Source organism: Zongyangia acetica (assembly GCF_038739695.1).
In the GTDB taxonomy this organism is placed as follows: Bacteria; Bacillota; Clostridia; order Oscillospirales; family Ruminococcaceae; genus Zongyangia; species Zongyangia gallinarum.
In genome coordinates this window covers 1-20,624 of sequence record NZ_JBBEWN010000023.1, presented here as the reverse complement: position 1 = coordinate 20,624, position 20,624 = coordinate 1, and the positions used below count along the sequence as shown (strand labels likewise).

The window sequence follows — 20,624 nt, the reverse complement described above, 5'->3', positions numbered from 1 at the left end:
GCGTTGGTAAACATATACGTATCGAAGCCGAGATTGGACTTCTTGGACTTATTGCGGCGGGTGTGAAATTTATTCTCGACAAAGTTGATTGGAACAACGCAAAAGAATCAAACACAGGCCACCGGTCAGCGGCTACCAATACAGGCCACCGGTCAGCGGCTACCAATACAGGCGACTGGTCAGCGGCTACCAATACAGGCGACTGGTCAGCGGCTACCAATACAGGCGACCAGTCAGCGGCTACCAATACAGGCCACCAGTCAGCGGCTACCAATACAGGCTACCAGTCAGCGGCTACCAATACAGGCCACCGGTCAGCGGCTACCAATACAGGCGACTGGTCAGCGGCTACCAATACAGGCGACCAGTCAGCGGCTACCAATACAGGCGACCAGTCAGCGGCTACCAATACGGGCGACCGGTCAGCGGCTACCAATACGGGCGACTGGTCAGCGGCTACCAATACGGGCCACCGGTCAGCGGCTACAGTTAAAGGAAAAGATAGTATAGCGATTGTAACTGGCTACCAGAGCAAAGCGAAAGGGTCGCTTGGATGTTGGATCGTGCTTACTGAGAGAGATGAAGAAATGCACATTCTTGACGTAAAAGCTGTACGTGTAGATGGAGTTGAAATTAAGGAGGATACGTTCTATATATTGAAAAACGGCAAGGTTGAAGAAGTCGAGGATTGAGAGACGGGAGGATGAATGAGAGTACTTGTAGCTTGCGAAGAATCACAGGAAGTTTGCAAAGCTTTTCGCGCACTAGGGCATGAAGCGTATAGTTGTGATATAGAGCCTTGCTCTGGAGGACATCCAGAATGGCATTTACAATGTGATGCGCTGGAAATGTTAAAAATACGGTGGGATATCATATTGGCATTTCCACCATGTACATATCTATCAAATGCAGGAGCAAGACATTTATTTAAAGGTGGAGTATTAAATGAAGAACGTTATAAAAAGGGGTTAGAGGCAAAAGATTTTTTTTTTAAAATTTTTGAATGCTGATTGTCAACATATCTGCGTAGAGAATCCGGTTTCCAGCAGAATTTACAATATGCCTCCATATACCCAGGAAGTACAGCCGTGGATGTTTGGGCACCCAGTACAGAAAAAAACTAGATTATGGCTAAAAGGACTGCCTTTATTAAAACCTACAAATATCGTAAGTCCAAAATGTGGATGTCATGAATCTGGGACGTGGTTTATGCAAGGTGGGAAAGACAGACAGAAAAAACAGATCAAAAACCTTCTATGGGTTAGCAAAAGCGATGGCTGAACAATGGGGTGGAGAATATTTATCGGAGGATAAGAATGATGAGTAAAATGACAAAGAAAACATACATCACAAAGGAACAAGCAATCTCAATTTTACCTGATGGAGAATTAATACATACATTTTACAATCCTTGGTTTGGATTAGTCGGAGCCGATTGGAGCAAGGATGACATAATCGACAAGATTCAAAAGAGCGATATTTTAGAGCTTACCGGGCCATCTACTAGAAGCATGGGATGCGGAATGTGCGCATATAGCAAAGACGCGCAATATCAAGGCGACATCTTATTTATTGAAACGGACGAAAATAGGCTGGATGCATTGGAAAGAGAATTGGAGAAATTGAATGATGAAGAAAGTAGAGACAAAATTCGTTTGTGATGATTGCGGACAAGAACTTCCAAATGAATATATTGAAACCAACTCCAAAGGGTGTGTGTTCTTTAACGCTAACAAGTATAATACTGCCATATTACCAATAAATTCAGACGCAGATATTAAAATAGAGATTGATTTGACAGTGAAGTATGACTATGGGCCAACATTAATGGATCTTTGTCCAGCATGTAGAACTAAATGGATATTAAAAGCTATCAAATATTTTGAAAAAGATTTGGTTGATCAGTGAAGAGGGTAATAGGATGAAAATTTACAAAAACCCATTTGTGTCTAGGCGATCATATCTCATCCCGATTGCGCCTGCAAGAACAAGTAAGGGTGAATGCAAAGCGACACGAGGATATATCATTGAAGAGATTGACGGGAAATGGGAATTTAGAAATGGTGAATATTATAATATTTCGCTTAAAGAAAGAATGCCTGTAGTTGGAGAGGTGAGCAAGAGCATTCTAAAAAATGCAATCATACAGATTGTGATTGACAATGTAAAGGAGAACTAGCTATGAAATTCAAGGTGTCATTTAGCGGATTTCATTACGTTGATGCAGACTCGTTGGAAGAAGCAAAGGAAAAATCTATGTATGAGGACGATATTATTTATTCGGAACAAAAAATTGACAGTATCGAAGAAATAGGTGAATTCATTGTATGTTTGGAGGACTGACATGAACTACAAAGACCTAATAGAACGGTTGAACAATGCCGCAGGAGGTCCAGCATACGCAAAATGCACCGTGACATATCGGGGATCGGCTTGTGCCGCCCTACGTGGTACATACGGGCTTGACAACGACCCTGAGATTATCACAAACGCCGACCGCATTCGGGCCATGAGTGATGAAGAACTCGGAAAATTCCTGTGCGATTTCAGGTCTTGCAATTCAAGTAAACATCCATGTGATGGATGTAAAGCAGAACCTCATTGCCATACAGGCCACAATGGGATGATTGATTGGCTCCGCCAGCCGGCAGAGGAGGACTGACATGGACTACAAGGAACTGATTGAGAATTTAGAGAGGCGTGGAATGAAAAACGGGTCGTCTCTCGGTGAACATTCAGGGTTGTATGAGCAAGCCGCCTACGCCATCACCGACCTACTTGCCCGTTCAGAAGAGGCGGAGGCCAGAGCGGAGAAGGCGGAGAGTGAGAGGGATACCTTAATTAAGCGAACGAGCGGCGATTGTTGGTCTTGCATCAGGCGTTATGAATGTAACTCGAGACGCGGCCCGCATAATAGATGCTGGGAATTTGATAATTGGTTGCTAGAGGAGGACAGGTGATGGAGAGGCTGACAAAAGAAGGGAAATTCTGCGACGTCATAGAGTGCGAGTTGACGCCAGGCGGCTCATTTTGTGAGAGAGGTACTTGTACGGAACGGAGGCTGTGGGAGCGCCTTTCTTCCATTGAGGATATCCTGGGCGACGACTACGACCTGGACCGCTTGCGAGTAATTATAAATCAGCGTATGAGCATGCGGGATGAAGTGGCAAAGCGGTTTGAGATCACAAAAGATATTCCGCTTGATCGCCTTCGTGAGCTGGTAGAAGCTGATCGGGGAGGAAGGTGTGTGGTGCTGCCGTGCGAAGTCGGTAGCACAGTATATATGATGTTTTGCAATGAAATTATAGAAAAGAGAGTCGGTCAGTTTCATGTGAACGGATATACAACACCAAGAATTTGGGCAGATATTGATTGCGACTGGGGCACAACGCAAAAGGTTCGTTGGGATTTGGCGCTTGGTAAAACCGTATTCCTCACCCGAAAAGCCGCCGAGGCAGCGCTGAAAGGAGAAAAGGATGGCTGAATACATTGATAGAGAAACTCTGTTAGATGAGCTGTGCCGTGATAACTGCGAAAGGACATATGACGGTACTTGCCATAATTGCCGTATGACAGAAACTATAGCCGATTTTCCAGCCGCAGACGTTGCGCCGGTAGTACATGGCAGGTGGGAATGGTTTGACGAAAAAAACGGAACACCCATTGACGGATGGGAAAGAGAATGGGGGTGGCGTTGCTCTACGTGTAAATGCGTATTAAATGACGAATACGACGACCCAGACAAACAACCAAAGTACAATCACTGCCCCAACTGCGGCACAAAGATGGATTTAGATACAGCTGACGATGAGCAACTTATCTATAAATCCGCCCTCAATAAATGGGGCAAAGAGAACCAAACCAGGATGATGTTCGAAGAGATGGCAGAGCTGCAAAAGGAATTGTGCAAGGAAGCCAGAGGAGAGGACAACACAGACGCCATAGCGGAAGAGATCGCAGATGTGAAGATTATGCTGGAGCAGATGACGATCCTCCACAACTGCAAGGATATGGTGGAGATGCAGATGAAGAGGAAGCTTCAGAGGCTAAAAGAGAGATTGGAGGGAGAATAGTGGCCTCAGCGAGAAAATGTGATAGGTGCGGGACTTTGTATGAGCCGTATAAAGGAACCAACGGGGTTATGTTGATTCGGGTTGGTGACGTCTTGATCCCGCTTTATTCGGGAAATCCCAAAGACTTATGTCCGGAATGCATGAAGCTGTCAGAGAAATTTCTAGATGGAGAGGACATCCACCTGGCGGCGGATGAAAGGCAATGGCGCAAGGCAGAAGCGGAAGTATGCGCCTTTTGGGACTGCGGGAAATGCGTGGCCCTAGAAAGGCTTGACTGTCAATGGTGCAAGTTCTTCAAAACCACAAGGCAGGTTATGTCGGAGTCGGAGAGGGCAAAGAAGCGGATTGAGGGCCTGAGTTCAGAGGAAAGCAGGTACATCCGGGAAAAATACAATCTCAGGAACGCATACCGTTAGGAGGGTGATGGGGTGACCAGGAATGTGAAACTGGACGACGATGTTTACAGCAGATGCCTGGCGACAGCAAAAGGATATTACACAATGCTAAGGCGAAGGAAAAAGATTGAAGACGAGATCATCCATGCTGGACATTGCCCAGATGGTCAGCCCAGAGGAAACGGGATCGGGAACCCAACAGCCCGCAAGGCGGAGCGCATTATGATCCGGCAGCAAAAGAATGAGGAAAGGATCAGGGCGGTAGAACAAGCTTGGTGCGAGTGCCAGGACGACTGGGAAAAGGAGTTTATCAAGCAGAATTTGTTTGAGCACCAGCCAATGCAATACATAAACCTACCCATCTCAGAGCGAACAATGAAGCGATACCGAAAAAAATTCCTTGTTCGGCTGGCACAAAATCTTCATGAGATTTAGAAAAGATGGCACCTTTTTCCCGAAAAAAGGGTTTAAAATGATAATATAGGGTTCTAAGGAAAAGACCCTACCCTCACACATTCCTTCTCCCTCCTTTTTAGAGAGCGCCTGCCGGAAAACTGGTGGGCGCTTCGTTATGCCCAGAATATGACGAATTTTAATAAGAGGTGCTATTATGAAATTGTTACAAGGCGATTGTCTGGAACTGATGAAAGACATCCCTGACAGCAGTGTGGATATGGTGCTGACTGACCCTCCGTACAACATAGGTGTGACAACACAAAAAAATGGGAAAAAAACCGCAAATGCTTGGGACAAGACAGATGGATATATTGACTGGTGCGTGGAGTGGATACAACTTTGCTCCAGAAAGCTCAAACCTAATGGAGTTCTGTATTTTTGGCATAACGATATGGAACAGATAGCCAAACTAATGGAGGACATACGAGAGAAAACCAGCCTTGCGTTTGTCTCGTTCTGCATTTGGGACAAAGGAGATTCCTATCGGGCCCAATCGTGGCATCAGCGGAATGCGGATGGAAAGACTGCGTTGCGCTCTTGGTTCAACGTCTGCGAATACTGCCTTCATTTTTTCAATGCGCCGAAAGATGCGGGCGCAAGTTGGAAGCACACAGGGCTTGACCGCATCATGAGCAACCCAGAGTGTTTTCTCCCACTAAAAGAGTGGTATACCACGGAAAAGAAACGGCTTGGGCTAACCGACGACGACATAGCGAAAAAATACACGGAGGTCACCGGGAAAAAGCCATACATGCTGCACCACTATTTCAAAGATTCGCAGTTTGAAATACCGACGCAAACGGTTTTCGAGAGCGTATACGAGGCATTGGGGTTTGATTACACATCAAACGGCCGCCACGGATATGAAGCAATGCGCCAAGAGTATGAAGCAATGCGCCAAGAGTATGAAGCAATGCGCCAAGAGTATGAAGCAATGCGAAACTATCACCGATGCGACGAGATGCACTGTAACACTTGGCATGTTCCTCCGGTTCCAAGTAATCATCGTTTTCATACCTGCCAGAAGCCGGTTCAAATACTGGAACGCTTGATTAGAGTAAGCTGTAAACCGGGCGGAACGGTGCTAGACTGCTTCATGGGCAGTGGCTCAACGGGCGTTGCTTGTGTCAACATGGGCCGAGACTTCATCGGTGTGGAGTTAGACAAAGGTTACTTTGATATAGCTAAACAGCGAATTGAAATAGCCGTACAAAATACCCAGAAACCAGAGGTGACCCATGCAGGATATAGATAAGCTAATCAAAGAATATCAAGAATCCCTTGGTCAGGTGATAGCCCGCCGGGAAGAACTACAGGCAAAACTGCCGAAGAAAGACCCGTGGGAAAGAGAGCCCGCTTTATGGAGAAGATTCATGATACTGAGCCGGGAGGAAGGGGACTTGAGGTGGTCCCTATGCCAGATGCTGAGGTGGAAAGAGGGAAACACGAAGATTTAGCCAAAAAGAAAGCCGGGGTTATTCCTCCCCGGCCTTGGCGATGTATTCCGCAATAAACTTAAAGATTTTCAAAAATATTTTAAGGGTCAGCACAGATCAGTGTTGGCCCTTTTTGTTTGAGAGAAAAGATGAAAGAATTTGCTAAAAACTTTTATAAGTCAAAGGCGTGGCAACACACACGCGGCGCATATGCCGCAAGTGTAGGGGGGCTATGTGAAGCGTGTTTGCGGAAAGGATTATATAAAGCCGGGGAAATTGTCCACCATAAAAAGGAATTGACACCAGACAACATTACAGACCCAACGGTAGCATTATCATGGGATAACTTAGAACTGTTGTGTAGGGATTGCCATGCCAAAGCACACGGGAGATTAAAGCGCTATAAAGTAGATGAGTTTGGGAGGGTTAAGATCATATGAAGATAGATTATATTCAGCACGCCGAATGCGAGGGGTGTCCATACGAAGAGGCGGAGCTTGTAAAAGAAGAAATATATTCAGACGGAGAAAAATATTTTGTTTCAATATTCGTCCGATGCGAAAATTATTTTGTTTGTGAAAGAATCAAAAAGATTTCGCGGCGATATCCCCCCTATCATGATTTTTAAAAGGGGCTCAGGAGACCGGTGGGTGGCCTTTATTTTTCCCCTCTCGAATACACAAGGTATTTTTTGGAAAGGAGGCGGGACATTATGGCGAGAAAAAGTAAGACATACACAGAATTAATCAAAATGGCCAAGATTTATGGCGTGGATAAAAACGCGTTGTTTTTGCAGGCGGCAGAACAGTTTTCGGTTCAGCAACGGGTCATTCAAAGGATACGCGATACTTTGGATGATGAGGATGAACTGACGGCTTCAAAGGAGTATGTTAAAGGGCGAGAAAATATTTATTCCCACCCCCTAGTCCGGGAACTGCCAAAGCATTCTGATAGTGCGAACCGCACACTTTCAACAATGCTTGAAATCATTGAAAAACTCGGTAAGCCTCCAAAGACGGAGGGGAAATTATCGGAGATGATGAAGGATGAATAATTATATTTTGGCCTACTATCAAGCGATACAGGAAGGAAGCGTGATCGTAGGTAAATGGATCAGACTATTCTTTGAGTATATCGTTAAGGGACTGGAAAACCAGTCCTTTTTCTTTGCGCAGAAAAAGGCCAACAAGAGCATTCGGTTTATCGAAAGCTTTTGCCATCACTGCGAGGGTCGAGATGATCTGTTGAAGCTGGAGCTTTGGCAAAAGGCGATTGTGTCGGTTATCTTTGGCGTTGTGGGCGAAGATGGGTTGCGGCAGTTTCGGGAAGTTGTGGTTATTATCGGACGTAAAAACGGAAAATCCCTTTTCGCGGCTGCTATTATTGCTTACTGCGTATTTCTGGACGGAGAATATGGAGCAAAGGTTTTTTGCGTTGCCCCTAAACTTGACCAGGCCGATCTGGTGTACTCTGCTTTTTGGCAGACCATCCAAAAGGAGCCGGAGCTGGCGGCTCTCATCAAACGAAGAAAATCCGACTATTACATAGAGAGCACGAACAGCAGCGTCAAAAAGCTGGCTTTTAATGCGAAAAAGGCAGATGGATTCAACCCCCATTTAACGGTATGCGATGAAATCGCAAGCTGGCCAGGAGATAATGGGCTTAAACAATATGAGGTTATGAAATCAGCGTTAGGCGCAAGGAAACAGCCTTTGATCCTGTCTATCTCCACATCAGGATATATCAACGAGGGAATTTATGACGAACTAATCAAGCGTTCCACCCGTTTTTTACTGGGAGATTCCAAGGAAAGAAGGCTGGCTCCATTTCTCTATATGATTGATGATATAGACAAATGGAATGACATCAACGAATTACAAAAAAGCAATCCGAACCTAGGTGTTTCTGTATCGGTTGATTATCTGCTGGAAGAAATTGCGGTTGCGGAAGGAAGTCTTTCTAAAAAGGCGGAATTTCTCACCAAATATTGCAATATTAAGCAGAATAGTTCGCAGGCGTGGCTCTCAACCCAGGCAGTACAAAAGGCGGAAGGGAAGCCGCTGCAATTGGAAGATTTCCGAGATACCTATTGTGTTGGCGGAGTTGACCTGAGCCGTACTACAGACCTAACAGCCTGTACAGTTGTCGTTGAAAAAAGCGGGAAGCTCTATGTATTTGCAAAGTTTTTTCTACCAGCAGAAAAGCTGGCAGAGGCTACCGCGCGGGATGGATTGCCATATGCGGCCTATGTACAGCGCGGCATACTCCAACTTTCAGGGGACAACTTTGTGGATTATCATGACTGCTTTCATTGGTTTAGGATGCTTGTGGAAGAATATCAAATATACCCGCTAAAAGTAGGCTATGACCGGTATACGGCGCAATATTTGGTGCAGGAAATGAAACAATATGGCTTCCATATGGACGATGTTTTCCAGGGCTATAATTTGACTCCGGTCATCCGGGAAGTAGAAGGGCAGATGAAGGATGGTGTTTTCAACATTGGGGATAATGATTTGATGAAAGTACACCTGCTCAACATGGCTTTAAAAAGCGAAGCGGAAAGCGGGAGAAGCAAGCTGGTAAAAATGAGCGTTAACGATCACATCGATGGTGGCGCGGCCCTGCTGGACGCCATGACCGTTCGACAAAAATACTATGCCGAGATAGGGGAGCAGCTGAAAAATGAGTAACTGTCAATATTACGATATATGTCCTTCTGCTTCTGGTTGGTGTATAAACAGGGGCCCTGAAAAAGAATGTGTACCATTTTTACTTACGGCTATAGAAAACCTGAGAAGCAACCAGCCGAAAATACTATATGAATGTGATCGGAGGGCTTGTAAAGAATGCAAAGCCACAGACTGTTGCGGATTTACTAGAGACATTCGCCATGCAAAGAATTTTCACATATTCGGTGAGGTCTTCGTTGAGGGAATGAGCGAGTAGAAAAGAGGTGAAACAGGTGGGGCTATTTTCTAAGATTTTCAAACGTCCGGAACCGCAAGGGCAACCGGACGGTTTTTTTCAGACATTGACCGCATATACCCCGATTTTTACAACATGGGGCGGGAGGATTTATGAAAGTGAGCTTGTCCGCGCGGCCATTCACGCAAGGGCAACTCATATCAGCAAATTAAACGTTGCTGTTCAGGGAAGTGGAAAACCAAAGCTTCAAACAAAGCTGCGAACCGGCCCCAACGAATGGCAGACCTGGGGGCAATTCCTTTATCGTCTTTCCACCATTTTGGATGTGCAGAATACAGCGTTTATCGTACCGGTACAAGATGATTGGGGGGAGCCCTTGGGAATGTACCCGGTCTTGCCCACCTTGTGCGAAATCATCGATGTGAGTGGCGATCCGTGGCTAAGATATCAATTCCGCAACGGAGAGCATGCGGCGGTAGAGCTGGAATCATGTGGGATTATGACAAAATTCCAATATACAGATGATTTCTTCGGGGAAAACAATATGGCCCTAACCCCAACAATGGAGCTGATCAACATACAAAACCAGGGGATTACCGAGGGCGTAAAAAGTTCGGCAACCTTTCGCTTTATGGCTAAGCTAAACAATTTTACGAAACCTGAGGATTTGGCCAATGAGAGAAAGCGCTTTACAAGGGAAAACCTTCAAGGAGAGGGAGGCGTGCTGCTCTTCCCGAATACCTATTCGGATATCCAACAGATTAAGTCCACGCCATTTGTAGTTGACGCGGAACAGATGAACGCCATAAAAAGCAATGTATATGATTATTTTGGCGTCAATGCAGATATACTGCAAAACAAAGCCTATGGCGATGCGTGGAGTGCATTCTATGAGGGGGCAATTGAACCCTTTGCGATTCAATTTTCGGATGTATCCACAAAAATGTTTTTCACAGAGCGGGAGCGGGCCTCCGGCTCTTTTTTAATGGCCACGGCCAATCGGTTGCAGTACATGAGCAACACGGAAAAGCTCAATGTTTCTGCACAGATGGCCGATCGGGGAATTATGAACCGGGACGAAATCCGGGAAATATGGAACCTTCCTCCGTTGCCTGACGGACAAGGACAGGCATATACCATCCGAGGGGAGTATTACCTGTTGGGACCCGGCAACACCGTGACAAAGAAAGGAGATGATCTTACCAGTGGAACCTAAATTGACTGACAAACAGCTGAAGCGCATGGAGAACGGGCGCGAATACCGCGCAATGACCATGGAAATTAGGGATGGCGAAAACGATGAAACAAGCATGATTGTGGAGGGCTATGCCACCACATTTAATCAGCCGTATACGCTCTATGACGCCGCCGACTACAAGGTCATCGAACAGATCGACACCCATGCCTTTGATGGGTGCGATATGTCGGACGTTATCATGCAATATGACCATGAAGGCCGTGTATTCGCCCGCAACAAAAACGGCACATTGACATTGACGGTAGATAGCATTGGCCTAAAGATCACAGCAAATCTTAGCGGAACTGAGATCGGACGCCAACTCTATCAGGAGATCAAGGGCGGCTACACCGACAAGATGTCCTTTGCCTTTGTTGTGGCTGAGGATAAGAGGGAAACACTGCGCGACCATGAGACTGACAAGGTCACGGTCGTGCGCACCATCACCAAAATCAAAAAGCTGTACGACGTCAGCGCCGTGTCCATCCCGGCAAACGGCATGACGTCGATCAGTGCCCGGAGATTTGCCGACGGAGTGATTGAGCAAATCAAGGCGGAGCGACTGGAACGGGCAAAAAAGAAATTAAAACTTTTACTGGAGGTTTGACAATGAACAGACTTGAAGAAATCGCGGCCAGGCTGTCCGCCATTGCCACCGAGATGGATAACGACGGATCCGACATTGACGCGTTGACTGAGGAAGTCCGCAAGCTAAAAGCGGAGAAAAAGCAGTTGGAAGAAGACGCGGAAAAAAGAAGTAGGCTCAAAGCTGAGGTAGCGTCCGGCGTTACGGGCGAAGTTATGAAACGTTTCTCTCCTGAGGGAGGGGAAGAGCGTTCCTATGGGCCGGAGACAAAAGAGTATCGCAACGCTTTCCTGAAAAACCTTCTTGGCATGGAAATGACCAAGGAAGAGCGGGCGGCTTTCGTACACACCACCACCAATACATCCGCCGTTCTGCCGACCACCATGCTTAACACCATTTGGGACTTGGTTTCTCAGCGCCATGCCATTATGGGTGATATTACCATCTATCGTACAGGTACTATCCTAGAGGTGGTAAAACACACCGCTATTGTACAGGGCGCGGCCAAGACAGTTGCAGAGAATACTGCTAACGACGATGAACAGAACACCTTTGTTAAGGTTACATTGTCTGGAAAAGACTTCTCTAAGCATGTAGATATTTCCTACGCCATGGAGCGCATGAGCATTGACGCGCTGGAGCAGTACCTAATCGATGAGATCAGCGCAAGCTTAGGCGATGCACTGGCCGATGATGTAATTGCCCAGATCGGTACCGATATGACCAGTGGGAATAAAGTGAACAGCGCGGCGAATAACACGCTGACCTTCAAAGAGTTGGCAACATTGTTCGGTAAACTCAAGCGGGTAGGTACGGTTACAGTCTACGCCACCCGCGCCACTATTTATAATTATTTGGTGGGCATGGTAGACACCACTGGCCGCCCGATCTTCCAGCCCTCCGCGCAGGCGGGACAGGAAGGTGTTATTCTTGGCGCTCAGATTAAGGTAGAGGATTCGGTGGCGGATAATGTAATCCTGATCGGTGACGCCCGGCGCGTGGTGTATAACATGATTCAGGATATCATGATTGAAAGCGACAAGGATATCAAGAAGCATGTGACCACTTACTCCGGTTATGCTCGTGGTTCCGGCGCGTTGATTGATCCCGATTCCTTCGCGCTGCTGACGGTGACTGTGGGGGGGTAACCACCCAGCTTGAGAGCGCGTCTATTAGCGGGACAGCTCAGGTTGGGGAGACCTTGACGGCGTCAGTGGAGCCCGCAGGCGCAACGGCTTCTTACCAGTGGCAGAGCGCCACCGAAGAGGAAGGAAGTTATTTCGATATTGCTGACGCGACCAACAGCAGCTATATGCTGACTGAAGGAGAAAACGGAAAATACATCAAAGTTAAAGCGACTGGAACGGGAGAATATACAGGCGAAGTGCTCAGCGCGGCGACATCCGCTGTAATCCCGGCATCCACAAGGATGGCAGCTCGAAAGAAAGGGGGTTGACCGTAATGCTTGAAAAGGTCAAGCTGGCGCTGCGGATTAAAACAACGGCCTTTGACAGCGAGATTGAAGATTTGATTTCCGCCGCGCTGGCTGACCTTGGCATTGCTGGGGTTACTACGCTGGCGGAAGAAGACCCGCTGATTATTCGTGCCGTCATCACTTATTGTAAGGCGAATTTTGGCGAAGCCGATGACTACGACCGCCTAAAGGCTGCCTACGACGAACAGAAGGCCCAGCTTCAAATGGCTACCGGCTATACCGATTGGGGGCAGGATGATGGATAGATCGAAAGTCCTCACCCTAATAGAAGAAGCTTATAAGCCGGACGCTTTGGGCCAGCTTATTCCTACCGAGACCCGACGGGATGTATACTGCAATTTATCCAGCGTATCCGCGTCTGAATGGTTTGACGGCGGACGGGCTGGCCTTAACCCAGAATACAGGGCCACCATGTTTGTTTATGACTATAACGGCGAGAGGATCGCGGAGCTAGACGGTGTACGCTATGGCATCTACAGGACCTACCTGGCGCAGAATGAGTTCATCGAGCTTTACCTTGAGAGAAAGGCGGGCGTCTGATGGGCGGTATTAAAATTGACGATTTAGCGGACGCTGTTATCAGTGAACTTGCCGCGTATAGCCAGGAAGTGACAGACGGGCTTAAACAGGAGGTCAAGACTGTTGCCAAAGAGTGCAAAAAAGAAATCCAGCAAAACAGCCCGGTTTTGACTGGCTCTTACCGCAAAGGCTGGCAGGCGAAAACGGCATATGAAAGCGAAAGCGATATCCGTGTTGTCGTCCGCAACCGGACAGACTATCAGCTGACCCACCTGTTAGAATATGGACACGCTAAACGCGGAGGCGGGCGGGTGGATGGAAAGCCGCACATCCGCCCGGCGGAAAAACGCGCGGAAGAAAAGCTTCTGAAAAAGGTAAAGGTGGTGGTAAAAGGGTGACGTTGGAAGAAGTAAAGGCTTTGCTTGAGACTACGGGCATCCCGGTTGCCTACCGCGCATGGCCAGAGAAAGAAGCTCCGCCCATGCCCTATATCTGCTATTTGGTGGCTTACAGCGGTAATTTCGGCGCGGACAACGTGGTATATCATCCTATCAACCATATCCAGATTGAGCTTTACACAGAGTTAAAAGACCCAGATGCAGAGGGCAAGGTAGAAAAAGCCTTGTCCTCTTTATTTTGGGAAAAAACAGAGGAGTACATCGATACAGAACGATGCTACCAGATTATCTATGAAATAGAGGTGTGAAAATGGCCGATAAAGTAAAATTCGGTATCAAGAACGTGCATTATGCCGTCATGACTGCCGATACACCCACCTACGAGACGCCAGTCCCCATCCCCGGGGCGGTGTCTTTTTCTTTGGAAGCAAGTGGTGATACAAGCCCGTTTTATGCGGACGATATGCAGTATTTTGTAACCGTCGCAAATAACGGCTATACCGGAGACCTGGAGATGGCGCTATTTCCGGCCCAGTTTTTGCAGGATGTTTTCGGATACACCGAAAGCACAAATGACAAGGTTATCACCGAAAACGCGACTACCCAGCCTAAACAGTTTGCGCTGCTCTTTGAAGAAGAGGGCGATACAACAGGCACAAAATATGTCCTATATAACTGCACCTGCACCAGGCCCTCCCGGTCTTTAGCGACCACGACAGAGACCACGGAGCCGCAGACCCAGACAGTCAGCGTCACGGCATCACCTTTGAGCGACGGGCGGACTATGGCTTATACCAGCGACGATACACCGTCCACGGTGCTCAATTCCTGGTATACCGATGTGTGGCTTACGGATTCTACTGGCGTAGGGGGTTAACCAGATGGACAAGGTGGTAAAAATTGACGGAAAGGAAGTGGGTTTCAGGGCTACGGCCCTGACCCCGCGCCTTTACCGGCACAAGATCGGAAGAGATATTGTACAGGATATATCCAAGTTGAAAAGAGCGTTCGATAAGGCTGTGAAAGCAAAGGAAAACCCCACAGAAGAGGACTTGGAGGACGCCCAACTGTCTGTGATGGATTTGGAGATTTTTGAAAATGTAGCTTATATTATGGCGAAACAATACGACTCTTCTATTCCTGGAACCACAGACGAGTGGTTAGATGGCTTTGCAACGTTTTCAATCTATGAAATTCTGCCATCTATTCTTGAATTATGGCAGTTCAACAACCTAACCACCGCAAAACCTAAAAAAAAATAAGGCCCACGGTACGAGAAGAAACCGGGGCAACTTTTATGCTCCGTTGTGCAGAACTGGGGCTTTCCAGGGAAGATTTAGCCGACATGACCATGGGCATGATCTATGACATGCTCATTGAGAGAGCAAACGACCGAGAAAAATATGATTATCGGGGAACGCCTGGGACACTAAAAAATTTCTTGACGGGAGGTGGTAGGATTGGCGGATAGGATTAAAGGTATCACAGTTGAAATCGGCGGTGACACAACAGGGCTGTCCAAAGCGCTGTCTGGCGTCAACAAAGAAATTAAAAGCACGCAGTCCCAATTAAAAGACGTGGAAAAACTGTTGAAGCTTGATCCTGGGAATACCGAGTTGCTTCGTCAAAAGTATGAGCTCCTTAATCAGGAAGTAGAGCAGACCGACCAGAAACTCGATGCTTTAAGAGAGGCGGAAAAGCAGGTTCAAGCGCAGTTTCAGCGGGGAGATATTGGAAAAGACAAATATGACGCCTTAAAGCGGGAAGTTATTGAAACTGAGGCAAAACTAGGAAACCTGAGAACCGAAGCTAAAAACGCAGAAAATGCCCTCAATGGCATTGATGAGAAACCGGTAGAAGAAGTGAGACAAGCTGCCAAAGAGGCAGGAGACGCTTTAGAGGACGCCGGGAAAGAAGCTTCCACCTTCGGGGATATGCTGAAAGCGGACGCCATTGTAGAAGGCGTTAAAGGAATAGCCAGCAGCCTTAAGGACGCGGCGGAAGATTCCAAAGAATATATGCGCATTATGGGTAGCCTTGAGGTTTCAAGCCAACAGGCGGGATATTCGGCGGCGGAAACCGAAGAAGTTTACCGTGCCCTATCTGGTGTATTAGGAGACAACCAGACCGCGGCCACCACGACAGCGAACCTGCAAGCCTTGGGATTGGAACAAAGCAATCTGAATCAGCTTGTAAACGCTACTGTCGGCGCATGGGCGAAGTATGGCGATTCCATTCCGATTGACGGATTAGCCGAGTCCATCAACGAAACTATTAGGGCCGGGCAGGTAACAGGAACCTTCGCGGATGTCCTTAACTGGGGCAGCAAAGAAGGGGAAACCTTCGGCGTCAAGCTCAAAGAGAACACCGAGGCGAATAAAGAATGGAACGACGCGGTAAACAACGCCACCACAGCGGAGGACTTTTTCAACCTGGCCTTGCAGCAGGCGGGAAGCGACGCTGAGAGGGCCAACCTAGTGATGCAGGCGATGGCGGACCAGGGGCTTGCCGCCGCGGGAGAGGCTTGGCAGGAAAATAATGAGGCTTTGGTGGAAAACAACCAGGCCAACGCTGATTTTGAGGACAGCATGGCTGAGCTGGCGGAGCAGGTTTTGCCGATCTTGACACAGATTACTGACGCGGTCACAAAACTTATAGATTTTGTACTCAATAATAAGGATGCTGTAGTAGCGGCGCTGCTCGCTATTGGAACTGGACTCGCCGTCTTTAAAATCGCGGGTATGATTAGCTCGCTTGTTACAGGCTTTACTACGTTTTTTAATGTAATAAAAAGTGGGCAGGGCGTTATGGCAGCGCTTAACGCGGTAATGAACGCCAACCCTATTATGCTGATTGTTTCTGCCGTCGCCGCCCTGGCAGCTGGTTTTATCTATCTTTGGAATAATTGTGAGGAATTTAGGGAATTCTGGATCAATCTGTGGAACAAGATCAGCGAAATATTTTTAGCCGCATGGGACGCCATCGTAAACTTTTTCACAGAAACCATACCTAATGCATGGAACGCAGTAGTGGAATGGTTTAGCGGGATACCGGAATGGTGGAGCAACCTATGGTCAAGCGTCGCTCAGTTTTTCACGGATATTTGGAATTCCATCGCACAATTTTTCCAAAACACGTGGAATTCCATTACTACTTTCTTTTCAGAGGCGGCGTCTACGGCAATTAGCAAGGTAACGGAGATATTTCAGAAGTTTAATGATTGGCTCAGTGGAATATTCGCGAAGGACTGGACAGAACAGTTTGGCGTTTTCGGAAACGTGATCAATGCGTTTATGCAGAATGTCCAAAACATCTGGGAGTCGATTAAAAAGATATTTAGCGGTATCATCGACTTTATTGCCGGGGTATTTACTGGCGATTGGGAACGCGCGTGGGAAGGAATAAAAAATATTTTTGGCGGAATCTGGGATGGTTTGGTCGCACTGGCTAAAGCGCCGATTAATGGAGTGATCGGGCTTATCAACGGCCTAATTAGCGCTATCAACTGGGCGATCAATGGTATCAACTCATTATCCGTGACGATCCCAGATTGGGTACCTCTCATCGGCGGACAAACCTGGGGTTTTAATATTCCAAATATCCCATCAATCCCTTACCTTGCAAAAGGCGGTATCTTGTCTGAAGGCTCTGCCATTGTAGGCGAAGCCGGGCCGGAACTTTTAACCATGATGGGAAATCAGGCGGTGGTGAGGCCCTTGACCAATCAAACCAGTAATACCGCTAATTTCGGCTCCATCAACGTGTACATCAACGGCAGCGGACAAAGTGCCCGCGAATTGGCGGAAGAAATTGCGGTTGAAATTGAAAACGCCGTACAAAGAAGGGGGAGTGTATTTGCGTGAACCGGCAAAACTTCTTCATTTTCGGCGACCATAACAGCAGTGAATTCGGTTTACATATATCGGGCGGCGGCACATTTAACGCCCCGTCTAGAGATATAGAAACCATTGAAATTCCAGGAAGGAACGGCTCATTGTTAATTGACAAGGGCCGTTTTTTTGATATTACAGTGGAATACCCTGCCTTTATTACACGGGACTTCATAGACAACGCCCGATCAGCTAGGCTGTGGTTGCTATCTCACAGCGGATACCAGCGTCTGGAAGATACCTATGATCCGTACTTTTTCCGCATGGCCAGATTTTCCGGCCCTTTGGACTTTGACACAAAATTTCTCAACTGGACAGCTGAGTGCACCTTATCTTTCGTTGCCAAGCCACAGCGGTGGCTGAAGGACGGGGAAAGGACGATCACCCTAGAAAGCGGGGATACACTGTACAACGCATACTATCCTGCGTTGCCGCTGATCACGGTCTATGGCAACGGCCCGGGCATTCTTATGATTGGCAGCTATACAGTAACGGTCAATTCCTTAGATCAATCCCTGGTAATTGATTGTGACACGCAAAACGCATACAAAGGGACCATGAATAAAAACAGCACTATTTCCGCTAGCCCATTCCCTAAGCTGGAAAGCGGGGACAATGTCGTTTCCTGGAGCGGGGGCATTACGGGTGTAGAAATTGTGCCAAGGTGGTGGACCATATGAATCCTATTTTATTTGATGCATCTGAACTGACATTTGATTCCAACGGACTAGGCGTTTTATCAGACGCTATCTCCTGCACCGTCACAGAGGAGAGAAACGGCGCGTTTGAACTGACTTTGGAATACCCAATATCCGGTATCCATTATGAGGAAATCACCAACCGTAGGATCATTTATTGCAAGCCAAATCCCTACGCGTCCCCGCAGCCATTCCGGATTTACCGGATGACAAAACCTCTTTCTGGAAGGGTGACTGTCTATGCCGAACATATTTCCTATGACCTTTCGGGAATTCCTGTTTCTCCTTTTACAGCGGGAAGTGCGTCGGCCGCTATGCTTCAGATTGAAAATAGCGCGGCTGTGGACAGTAATTTTACCTTTTGGACAGATAAGGAAACAGCGGCCACCATGACGGTAGAGGTGCCTTCCTCTACCCGTTCCATACTTGGAGGGAATGCCGGGTCTGTGCTGGATGTATACGGCGGTGAATATGAGTGGGACAGATGGACTGTCCGGCTGTGGAGTGCCAGAGGAGCGGATAACGGCGTCATCATCCGGTATGGGAAGAATTTAACCGACCTAGAACAGGACGAGAATATCTCCAATGTCGCCACCGGAGTTTATCCATACTGGAAAGACAGCGACGGTAATCTAGTAGAACTTCCGGAAAAGATTGTTGATGCGCCAGGGACTTATAATTTTACCCGGATTATCCCTCTGGATTTGTCGTCAGATTTTGAGGAACAGCCTACCGTTGAACAGCTGAGAGAGCGGGCGGAAAAATATGTTGATGACAACGACATAGGAATTCCGACAGTGAGCATCTCAGTAGCCTTTCAGCCTCTTGACCAGACAGAGGAATATAAAGACCTGGCCTTGCTCGAAAGAGTCGGCCTATGCGATACGGTTACCGTACAGTACGAGACTTTGGGAGTTTCCGCAAAGGCAAAATGCGTCAAAACCGAATATGACGCTCTTCTTGACCGGTACACCAGTATTGAGCTGGGGGACGCCCGCACAAACATAGCCGACACGATCTATGACCAGGGAAAAGAAATCCAGGAGCTGCCGGAGTCCTCGGCATTTTTAAACGCGGTGAATAATGCCACCAACTGGATCACCAACGGGCGCGGGTATATGGTGGCGGTAAAGGATGAAAACGGCAACTGGATGGAAACGGTGAGTCTGGACACCCCCGACATTAAGACGGCACAGAATGTATGGCGGTGGAATAACGGCGGATTCGGTCACAGCTCCAGCGGATATAACGGGCCCTATGATACCGCCATCACCCAGGATGGGGCGATTGTGGCCAACTTCATTACAGCAGGACAGATGAGCGCTAATGTTATTAAGAGCGGGATACTAGTTGGATTAAATAACCCAACGGTTTATTTTAATTTGGATACCGGGGAGATCGCAGCCTCAAACCTGGTCTCTGCTAGTTATCCAAACTATAAAGTTTTTGTTGGGCCATCAGAACAGAGTGCATCTTATGCGGCGTTAACCATACAAGACCAACTTAACGAAAATATCCTATCCGTATATCGTATTGGAATCGCAGGTAACGACGATGGGGCGGTTATAACCTGTCCGCTTGTGACAAACGTAGCGGAGAATAACCGAAAAGGAATATCATTTCAGTCGGATAAAATAATTCTTTTCGCAGATTACGGCGGAGGGGCGAACGGAGTAGAAGTTGACTCATCAACGGGAATTACTAGGGTTTTTGGTAAAGGATTAAATGTTATAGCGCCTTCCACTTTTAATCAAAGCGCTACTTTCAATTACAATATCAATATCGCTTCTACTTATCGCTACATAGCTGGAGGCGTTGGGGATGACCTCATTATCGCCTCAAGATATGGAATTTCCCTAACGAACACAACAATTACTCTGGCGAATTTTAGCAGTTCAGAAATTATTTTTTATAAGAATCTTAATATGAGCGGGAACAGTATCCTCAACCAATCTGATATTAAGCTAAAAGAAAACGTTAGGGATACGGATGTAAAAGCTCTTGAAAAAATAAACGCCATAGAGCACAAACAATTCGACTGGAAAGAAACCGGATCGCATCAAGCTATAGGTTATGTGGCGCAGCAAATTCAGGAGATTATTCCTGAGTTGGTGCACGAGGGAGAGGATGGGGTACTCTCTATCAAACAGCTTGAGATCATTCCTTACCTAAGCAAAGCGATCCAAGAATTATCCGCGAGAATTGATGAACTGAAAAGGAAGGTGAACGCGGATGGAAATTAACGACAGCATAACCCTTGATCTATCAGGAAAGACGCAGATCGTACCAGTATACGCCAAACAGGGAGACCAGAACAGCCGTACCTTGACCGTTACCCTCATGGATAACGGCGTTACCTACACCATCCCAAGCGGCGCTGTGGCAAGATTCGCCATGAGAAAGCCGCAGTCCGGCGACAATGTGCTGGATGACGCGGAAATTAGCGACAACCAAGTCGTTGTGACCTTGACCCAGCAGATGTTGGCGGAAGCTGGAAAAGCTTGTTGTGACGT

Annotated in this window: 31 protein-coding genes; all 31 read left to right on the top strand. The window is 47.3% G+C overall.

What is annotated here, in order from left to right:
- The coding region (locus WGC32_RS14340) for a YdhT family protein (RefSeq protein ID WP_462933646.1) at positions 1 to 692 on the top strand (692 nt) is incomplete at its 5' end.
- Between the two features lie 15 nt (positions 693 to 707).
- Complete coding sequence (locus tag WGC32_RS14335; protein ID WP_342682871.1) at positions 708 to 1,010, top strand: hypothetical protein; 303 nt, start codon at positions 708 to 710, stop codon at positions 1,008 to 1,010.
- A gap of 306 nt (positions 1,011 to 1,316) precedes the next feature.
- On the top strand, positions 1,317 to 1,661 hold the full coding sequence (locus WGC32_RS14330) for a hypothetical protein (RefSeq protein WP_342682869.1): 345 nt from the start codon (positions 1,317 to 1,319) through the stop codon (positions 1,659 to 1,661).
- Complete coding sequence (locus tag WGC32_RS14325; protein WP_342682868.1) at positions 1,627 to 1,908, top strand: hypothetical protein; 282 nt, start codon at positions 1,627 to 1,629, stop codon at positions 1,906 to 1,908. The genes WGC32_RS14330 and WGC32_RS14325 overlap by 35 nt, the downstream gene beginning before the upstream one ends.
- Positions 1,909 to 1,921: 13 nt before the next feature.
- On the top strand, positions 1,922 to 2,179 hold the full coding sequence (locus WGC32_RS14320) for a hypothetical protein (RefSeq protein ID WP_342682865.1): 258 nt from the start codon (positions 1,922 to 1,924) through the stop codon (positions 2,177 to 2,179).
- A 2-nt stretch (positions 2,180 to 2,181) separates the two neighbouring features.
- On the top strand, positions 2,182 to 2,343 hold the full coding sequence (locus WGC32_RS14315) for a hypothetical protein (protein WP_342682864.1): 162 nt from the start codon (positions 2,182 to 2,184) through the stop codon (positions 2,341 to 2,343).
- 320 nt (positions 2,344 to 2,663) lie between these two features.
- Positions 2,664 to 2,960 carry a hypothetical protein gene (locus WGC32_RS14310; protein WP_342682862.1) on the top strand — a complete coding sequence of 99 codons (297 nt, stop codon included), beginning with the start codon at positions 2,664 to 2,666 and terminating at the stop codon, positions 2,958 to 2,960.
- Positions 2,960 to 3,484 (top strand): hypothetical protein, encoded by a 525-nt coding sequence (locus WGC32_RS14305; protein ID WP_342682861.1) that lies wholly within the window; start codon positions 2,960 to 2,962, stop codon positions 3,482 to 3,484. The genes WGC32_RS14310 and WGC32_RS14305 overlap by 1 nt, the downstream gene beginning before the upstream one ends.
- The gene (locus tag WGC32_RS14300) at positions 3,477 to 4,073 is read left to right on the top strand and encodes a nucleoside triphosphate pyrophosphohydrolase family protein (RefSeq protein ID WP_342682860.1); all 597 of its coding nucleotides are present in this window, start codon (positions 3,477 to 3,479) and stop codon (positions 4,071 to 4,073) included. The genes WGC32_RS14305 and WGC32_RS14300 overlap by 8 nt, the downstream gene beginning before the upstream one ends.
- 68 nt (positions 4,074 to 4,141) lie before the next feature.
- On the top strand, positions 4,142 to 4,489 hold the full coding sequence (locus tag WGC32_RS14295) for a hypothetical protein (RefSeq protein ID WP_342682859.1): 348 nt from the start codon (positions 4,142 to 4,144) through the stop codon (positions 4,487 to 4,489).
- 12 nt (positions 4,490 to 4,501) lie between these two features.
- Positions 4,502 to 4,903, top strand: a complete 402-nt coding sequence (locus tag WGC32_RS14290; RefSeq protein WP_342682858.1) for a hypothetical protein — start codon at positions 4,502 to 4,504, stop codon at positions 4,901 to 4,903.
- Positions 4,904 to 5,078: 175 nt separating this feature from the next.
- Positions 5,079 to 6,179 carry a DNA-methyltransferase gene (locus WGC32_RS14285; protein WP_342682857.1) on the top strand — a complete coding sequence of 367 codons (1,101 nt, stop codon included), beginning with the start codon at positions 5,079 to 5,081 and terminating at the stop codon, positions 6,177 to 6,179.
- On the top strand, positions 6,163 to 6,381 hold the full coding sequence (locus WGC32_RS14280) for a hypothetical protein (protein ID WP_342682856.1): 219 nt from the start codon (positions 6,163 to 6,165) through the stop codon (positions 6,379 to 6,381). Before WGC32_RS14285 ends, WGC32_RS14280 begins: the two co-directional genes overlap by 17 nt.
- 128 nt (positions 6,382 to 6,509) lie before the next feature.
- On the top strand, positions 6,510 to 6,800 hold the full coding sequence (locus tag WGC32_RS14275; protein WP_342682855.1) for an HNH endonuclease signature motif containing protein: 291 nt from the start codon (positions 6,510 to 6,512) through the stop codon (positions 6,798 to 6,800).
- Positions 6,801 to 7,072: 272 nt separating this feature from the next.
- Positions 7,073 to 7,414: a hypothetical protein gene (locus tag WGC32_RS14270; RefSeq protein ID WP_342682853.1), complete on the top strand. Its 342-nt coding sequence runs from the start codon at positions 7,073 to 7,075 to the stop codon at positions 7,412 to 7,414.
- Positions 7,407 to 9,053: a terminase large subunit gene (locus tag WGC32_RS14265; RefSeq protein ID WP_342682852.1), complete on the top strand. Its 1,647-nt coding sequence runs from the start codon at positions 7,407 to 7,409 to the stop codon at positions 9,051 to 9,053. The genes WGC32_RS14270 and WGC32_RS14265 overlap by 8 nt, the downstream gene beginning before the upstream one ends.
- 272 nt (positions 9,054 to 9,325) lie before the next feature.
- On the top strand, positions 9,326 to 10,504 hold the full coding sequence (locus tag WGC32_RS14260; protein WP_342682851.1) for a phage portal protein: 1,179 nt from the start codon (positions 9,326 to 9,328) through the stop codon (positions 10,502 to 10,504).
- Positions 10,494 to 11,132, top strand: coding sequence for an HK97 family phage prohead protease (locus WGC32_RS14255; protein WP_342682849.1), 639 nt, complete (start codon positions 10,494 to 10,496; stop codon positions 11,130 to 11,132). The genes WGC32_RS14260 and WGC32_RS14255 overlap by 11 nt, the downstream gene beginning before the upstream one ends.
- A 2-nt stretch (positions 11,133 to 11,134) precedes the next feature.
- Complete coding sequence (locus WGC32_RS14250; RefSeq protein WP_342682847.1) at positions 11,135 to 12,259, top strand: phage major capsid protein; 1,125 nt, start codon at positions 11,135 to 11,137, stop codon at positions 12,257 to 12,259.
- 65 nt (positions 12,260 to 12,324) lie between these two features.
- On the top strand, positions 12,325 to 12,567 hold the full coding sequence (locus WGC32_RS14245) for a hypothetical protein (RefSeq protein ID WP_342682845.1): 243 nt from the start codon (positions 12,325 to 12,327) through the stop codon (positions 12,565 to 12,567).
- A gap of 5 nt (positions 12,568 to 12,572) precedes the next feature.
- Positions 12,573 to 12,851, top strand: a complete 279-nt coding sequence (locus WGC32_RS14240) for a head-tail connector protein (protein WP_342682843.1) — start codon at positions 12,573 to 12,575, stop codon at positions 12,849 to 12,851.
- Entirely contained in the window at positions 12,844 to 13,146 is a 303-nt protein-coding gene (locus WGC32_RS14235; protein ID WP_342682842.1) for a hypothetical protein, read from the top strand. The genes WGC32_RS14240 and WGC32_RS14235 overlap by 8 nt, the downstream gene beginning before the upstream one ends.
- Positions 13,146 to 13,523 carry an HK97 gp10 family phage protein gene (locus WGC32_RS14230; RefSeq protein ID WP_342682841.1) on the top strand — a complete coding sequence of 126 codons (378 nt, stop codon included), beginning with the start codon at positions 13,146 to 13,148 and terminating at the stop codon, positions 13,521 to 13,523. Before WGC32_RS14235 ends, WGC32_RS14230 begins: the two co-directional genes overlap by 1 nt.
- Positions 13,520 to 13,831, top strand: coding sequence for a hypothetical protein (locus WGC32_RS14225; protein ID WP_342682840.1), 312 nt, complete (start codon positions 13,520 to 13,522; stop codon positions 13,829 to 13,831). The genes WGC32_RS14230 and WGC32_RS14225 overlap by 4 nt, the downstream gene beginning before the upstream one ends.
- A 2-nt stretch (positions 13,832 to 13,833) precedes the next feature.
- Positions 13,834 to 14,400: a major tail protein gene (locus WGC32_RS14220; protein ID WP_342682839.1), complete on the top strand. Its 567-nt coding sequence runs from the start codon at positions 13,834 to 13,836 to the stop codon at positions 14,398 to 14,400.
- 4 nt (positions 14,401 to 14,404) lie between these two features.
- A complete protein-coding gene (locus tag WGC32_RS14215; RefSeq protein ID WP_342682837.1) occupies positions 14,405 to 14,785 on the top strand; it encodes a hypothetical protein in 381 nt (126 codons plus the stop codon).
- A 35-nt stretch (positions 14,786 to 14,820) separates the two neighbouring features.
- A complete protein-coding gene (locus WGC32_RS14210) occupies positions 14,821 to 14,994 on the top strand; it encodes a hypothetical protein (RefSeq protein WP_342682835.1) in 174 nt (57 codons plus the stop codon).
- Entirely contained in the window at positions 14,984 to 17,386 is a 2,403-nt protein-coding gene (locus WGC32_RS14205) for a phage tail protein (protein WP_342682833.1), read from the top strand. The genes WGC32_RS14210 and WGC32_RS14205 overlap by 11 nt, the downstream gene beginning before the upstream one ends.
- Positions 17,383 to 18,093 carry a hypothetical protein gene (locus WGC32_RS14200; protein ID WP_342682832.1) on the top strand — a complete coding sequence of 237 codons (711 nt, stop codon included), beginning with the start codon at positions 17,383 to 17,385 and terminating at the stop codon, positions 18,091 to 18,093. The genes WGC32_RS14205 and WGC32_RS14200 overlap by 4 nt, the downstream gene beginning before the upstream one ends.
- Positions 18,090 to 20,354: a phage tail spike protein gene (locus tag WGC32_RS14195; RefSeq protein WP_342682830.1), complete on the top strand. Its 2,265-nt coding sequence runs from the start codon at positions 18,090 to 18,092 to the stop codon at positions 20,352 to 20,354. Before WGC32_RS14200 ends, WGC32_RS14195 begins: the two co-directional genes overlap by 4 nt.
- Positions 20,344 to 20,624 (top strand): BppU family phage baseplate upper protein (locus WGC32_RS14190; protein WP_342682828.1); only part of this gene is annotated, 281 nt, incomplete at its 3' end. The genes WGC32_RS14195 and WGC32_RS14190, both read left to right, overlap by 11 nt.

What these genes read in the sequence shown, in the direction of transcription:
- WGC32_RS14335 (WP_342682871.1), top strand. Translation starts at nt 708, where the DNA reads ATGAGAGTACTTGTAGCTTGCGAAGAATCACAGGAAGTTTGCAAAGCT.
- WGC32_RS14330 (WP_342682869.1), top strand. Translation starts at nt 1,317, where the DNA reads ATGATGAGTAAAATGACAAAGAAAACATACATCACAAAGGAACAAGCA.
- WGC32_RS14325 (WP_342682868.1), top strand. Translation starts at nt 1,627, where the DNA reads ATGATGAAGAAAGTAGAGACAAAATTCGTTTGTGATGATTGCGGACAA.
- WGC32_RS14320 (WP_342682865.1), top strand. Translation starts at nt 1,922, where the DNA reads ATGAAAATTTACAAAAACCCATTTGTGTCTAGGCGATCATATCTCATC.
- WGC32_RS14315 (WP_342682864.1), top strand. Translation starts at nt 2,182, where the DNA reads ATGAAATTCAAGGTGTCATTTAGCGGATTTCATTACGTTGATGCAGAC.
- WGC32_RS14310 (WP_342682862.1), top strand. Translation starts at nt 2,664, where the DNA reads ATGGACTACAAGGAACTGATTGAGAATTTAGAGAGGCGTGGAATGAAA.
- WGC32_RS14305 (WP_342682861.1), top strand. Translation starts at nt 2,960, where the DNA reads ATGGAGAGGCTGACAAAAGAAGGGAAATTCTGCGACGTCATAGAGTGC.
- WGC32_RS14300 (WP_342682860.1), top strand. Translation starts at nt 3,477, where the DNA reads ATGGCTGAATACATTGATAGAGAAACTCTGTTAGATGAGCTGTGCCGT.
- WGC32_RS14295 (WP_342682859.1), top strand. Translation starts at nt 4,142, where the DNA reads ATGTTGATTCGGGTTGGTGACGTCTTGATCCCGCTTTATTCGGGAAAT.
- WGC32_RS14285 (WP_342682857.1), top strand. Translation starts at nt 5,079, where the DNA reads ATGAAATTGTTACAAGGCGATTGTCTGGAACTGATGAAAGACATCCCT.
- WGC32_RS14280 (WP_342682856.1), top strand. Translation starts at nt 6,163, where the DNA reads ATGCAGGATATAGATAAGCTAATCAAAGAATATCAAGAATCCCTTGGT.
- WGC32_RS14275 (WP_342682855.1), top strand. Translation starts at nt 6,510, where the DNA reads ATGAAAGAATTTGCTAAAAACTTTTATAAGTCAAAGGCGTGGCAACAC.
- WGC32_RS14270 (WP_342682853.1), top strand. Translation starts at nt 7,073, where the DNA reads ATGGCGAGAAAAAGTAAGACATACACAGAATTAATCAAAATGGCCAAG.
- WGC32_RS14265 (WP_342682852.1), top strand. Translation starts at nt 7,407, where the DNA reads ATGAATAATTATATTTTGGCCTACTATCAAGCGATACAGGAAGGAAGC.
- WGC32_RS14250 (WP_342682847.1), top strand. Translation starts at nt 11,135, where the DNA reads ATGAACAGACTTGAAGAAATCGCGGCCAGGCTGTCCGCCATTGCCACC.
- WGC32_RS14240 (WP_342682843.1), top strand. Translation starts at nt 12,573, where the DNA reads ATGCTTGAAAAGGTCAAGCTGGCGCTGCGGATTAAAACAACGGCCTTT.
- WGC32_RS14235 (WP_342682842.1), top strand. Translation starts at nt 12,844, where the DNA reads ATGGATAGATCGAAAGTCCTCACCCTAATAGAAGAAGCTTATAAGCCG.
- WGC32_RS14230 (WP_342682841.1), top strand. Translation starts at nt 13,146, where the DNA reads ATGGGCGGTATTAAAATTGACGATTTAGCGGACGCTGTTATCAGTGAA.
- WGC32_RS14220 (WP_342682839.1), top strand. Translation starts at nt 13,834, where the DNA reads ATGGCCGATAAAGTAAAATTCGGTATCAAGAACGTGCATTATGCCGTC.
- WGC32_RS14215 (WP_342682837.1), top strand. Translation starts at nt 14,405, where the DNA reads ATGGACAAGGTGGTAAAAATTGACGGAAAGGAAGTGGGTTTCAGGGCT.
- WGC32_RS14210 (WP_342682835.1), top strand. Translation starts at nt 14,821, where the DNA reads ATGCTCCGTTGTGCAGAACTGGGGCTTTCCAGGGAAGATTTAGCCGAC.
- WGC32_RS14195 (WP_342682830.1), top strand. Translation starts at nt 18,090, where the DNA reads ATGAATCCTATTTTATTTGATGCATCTGAACTGACATTTGATTCCAAC.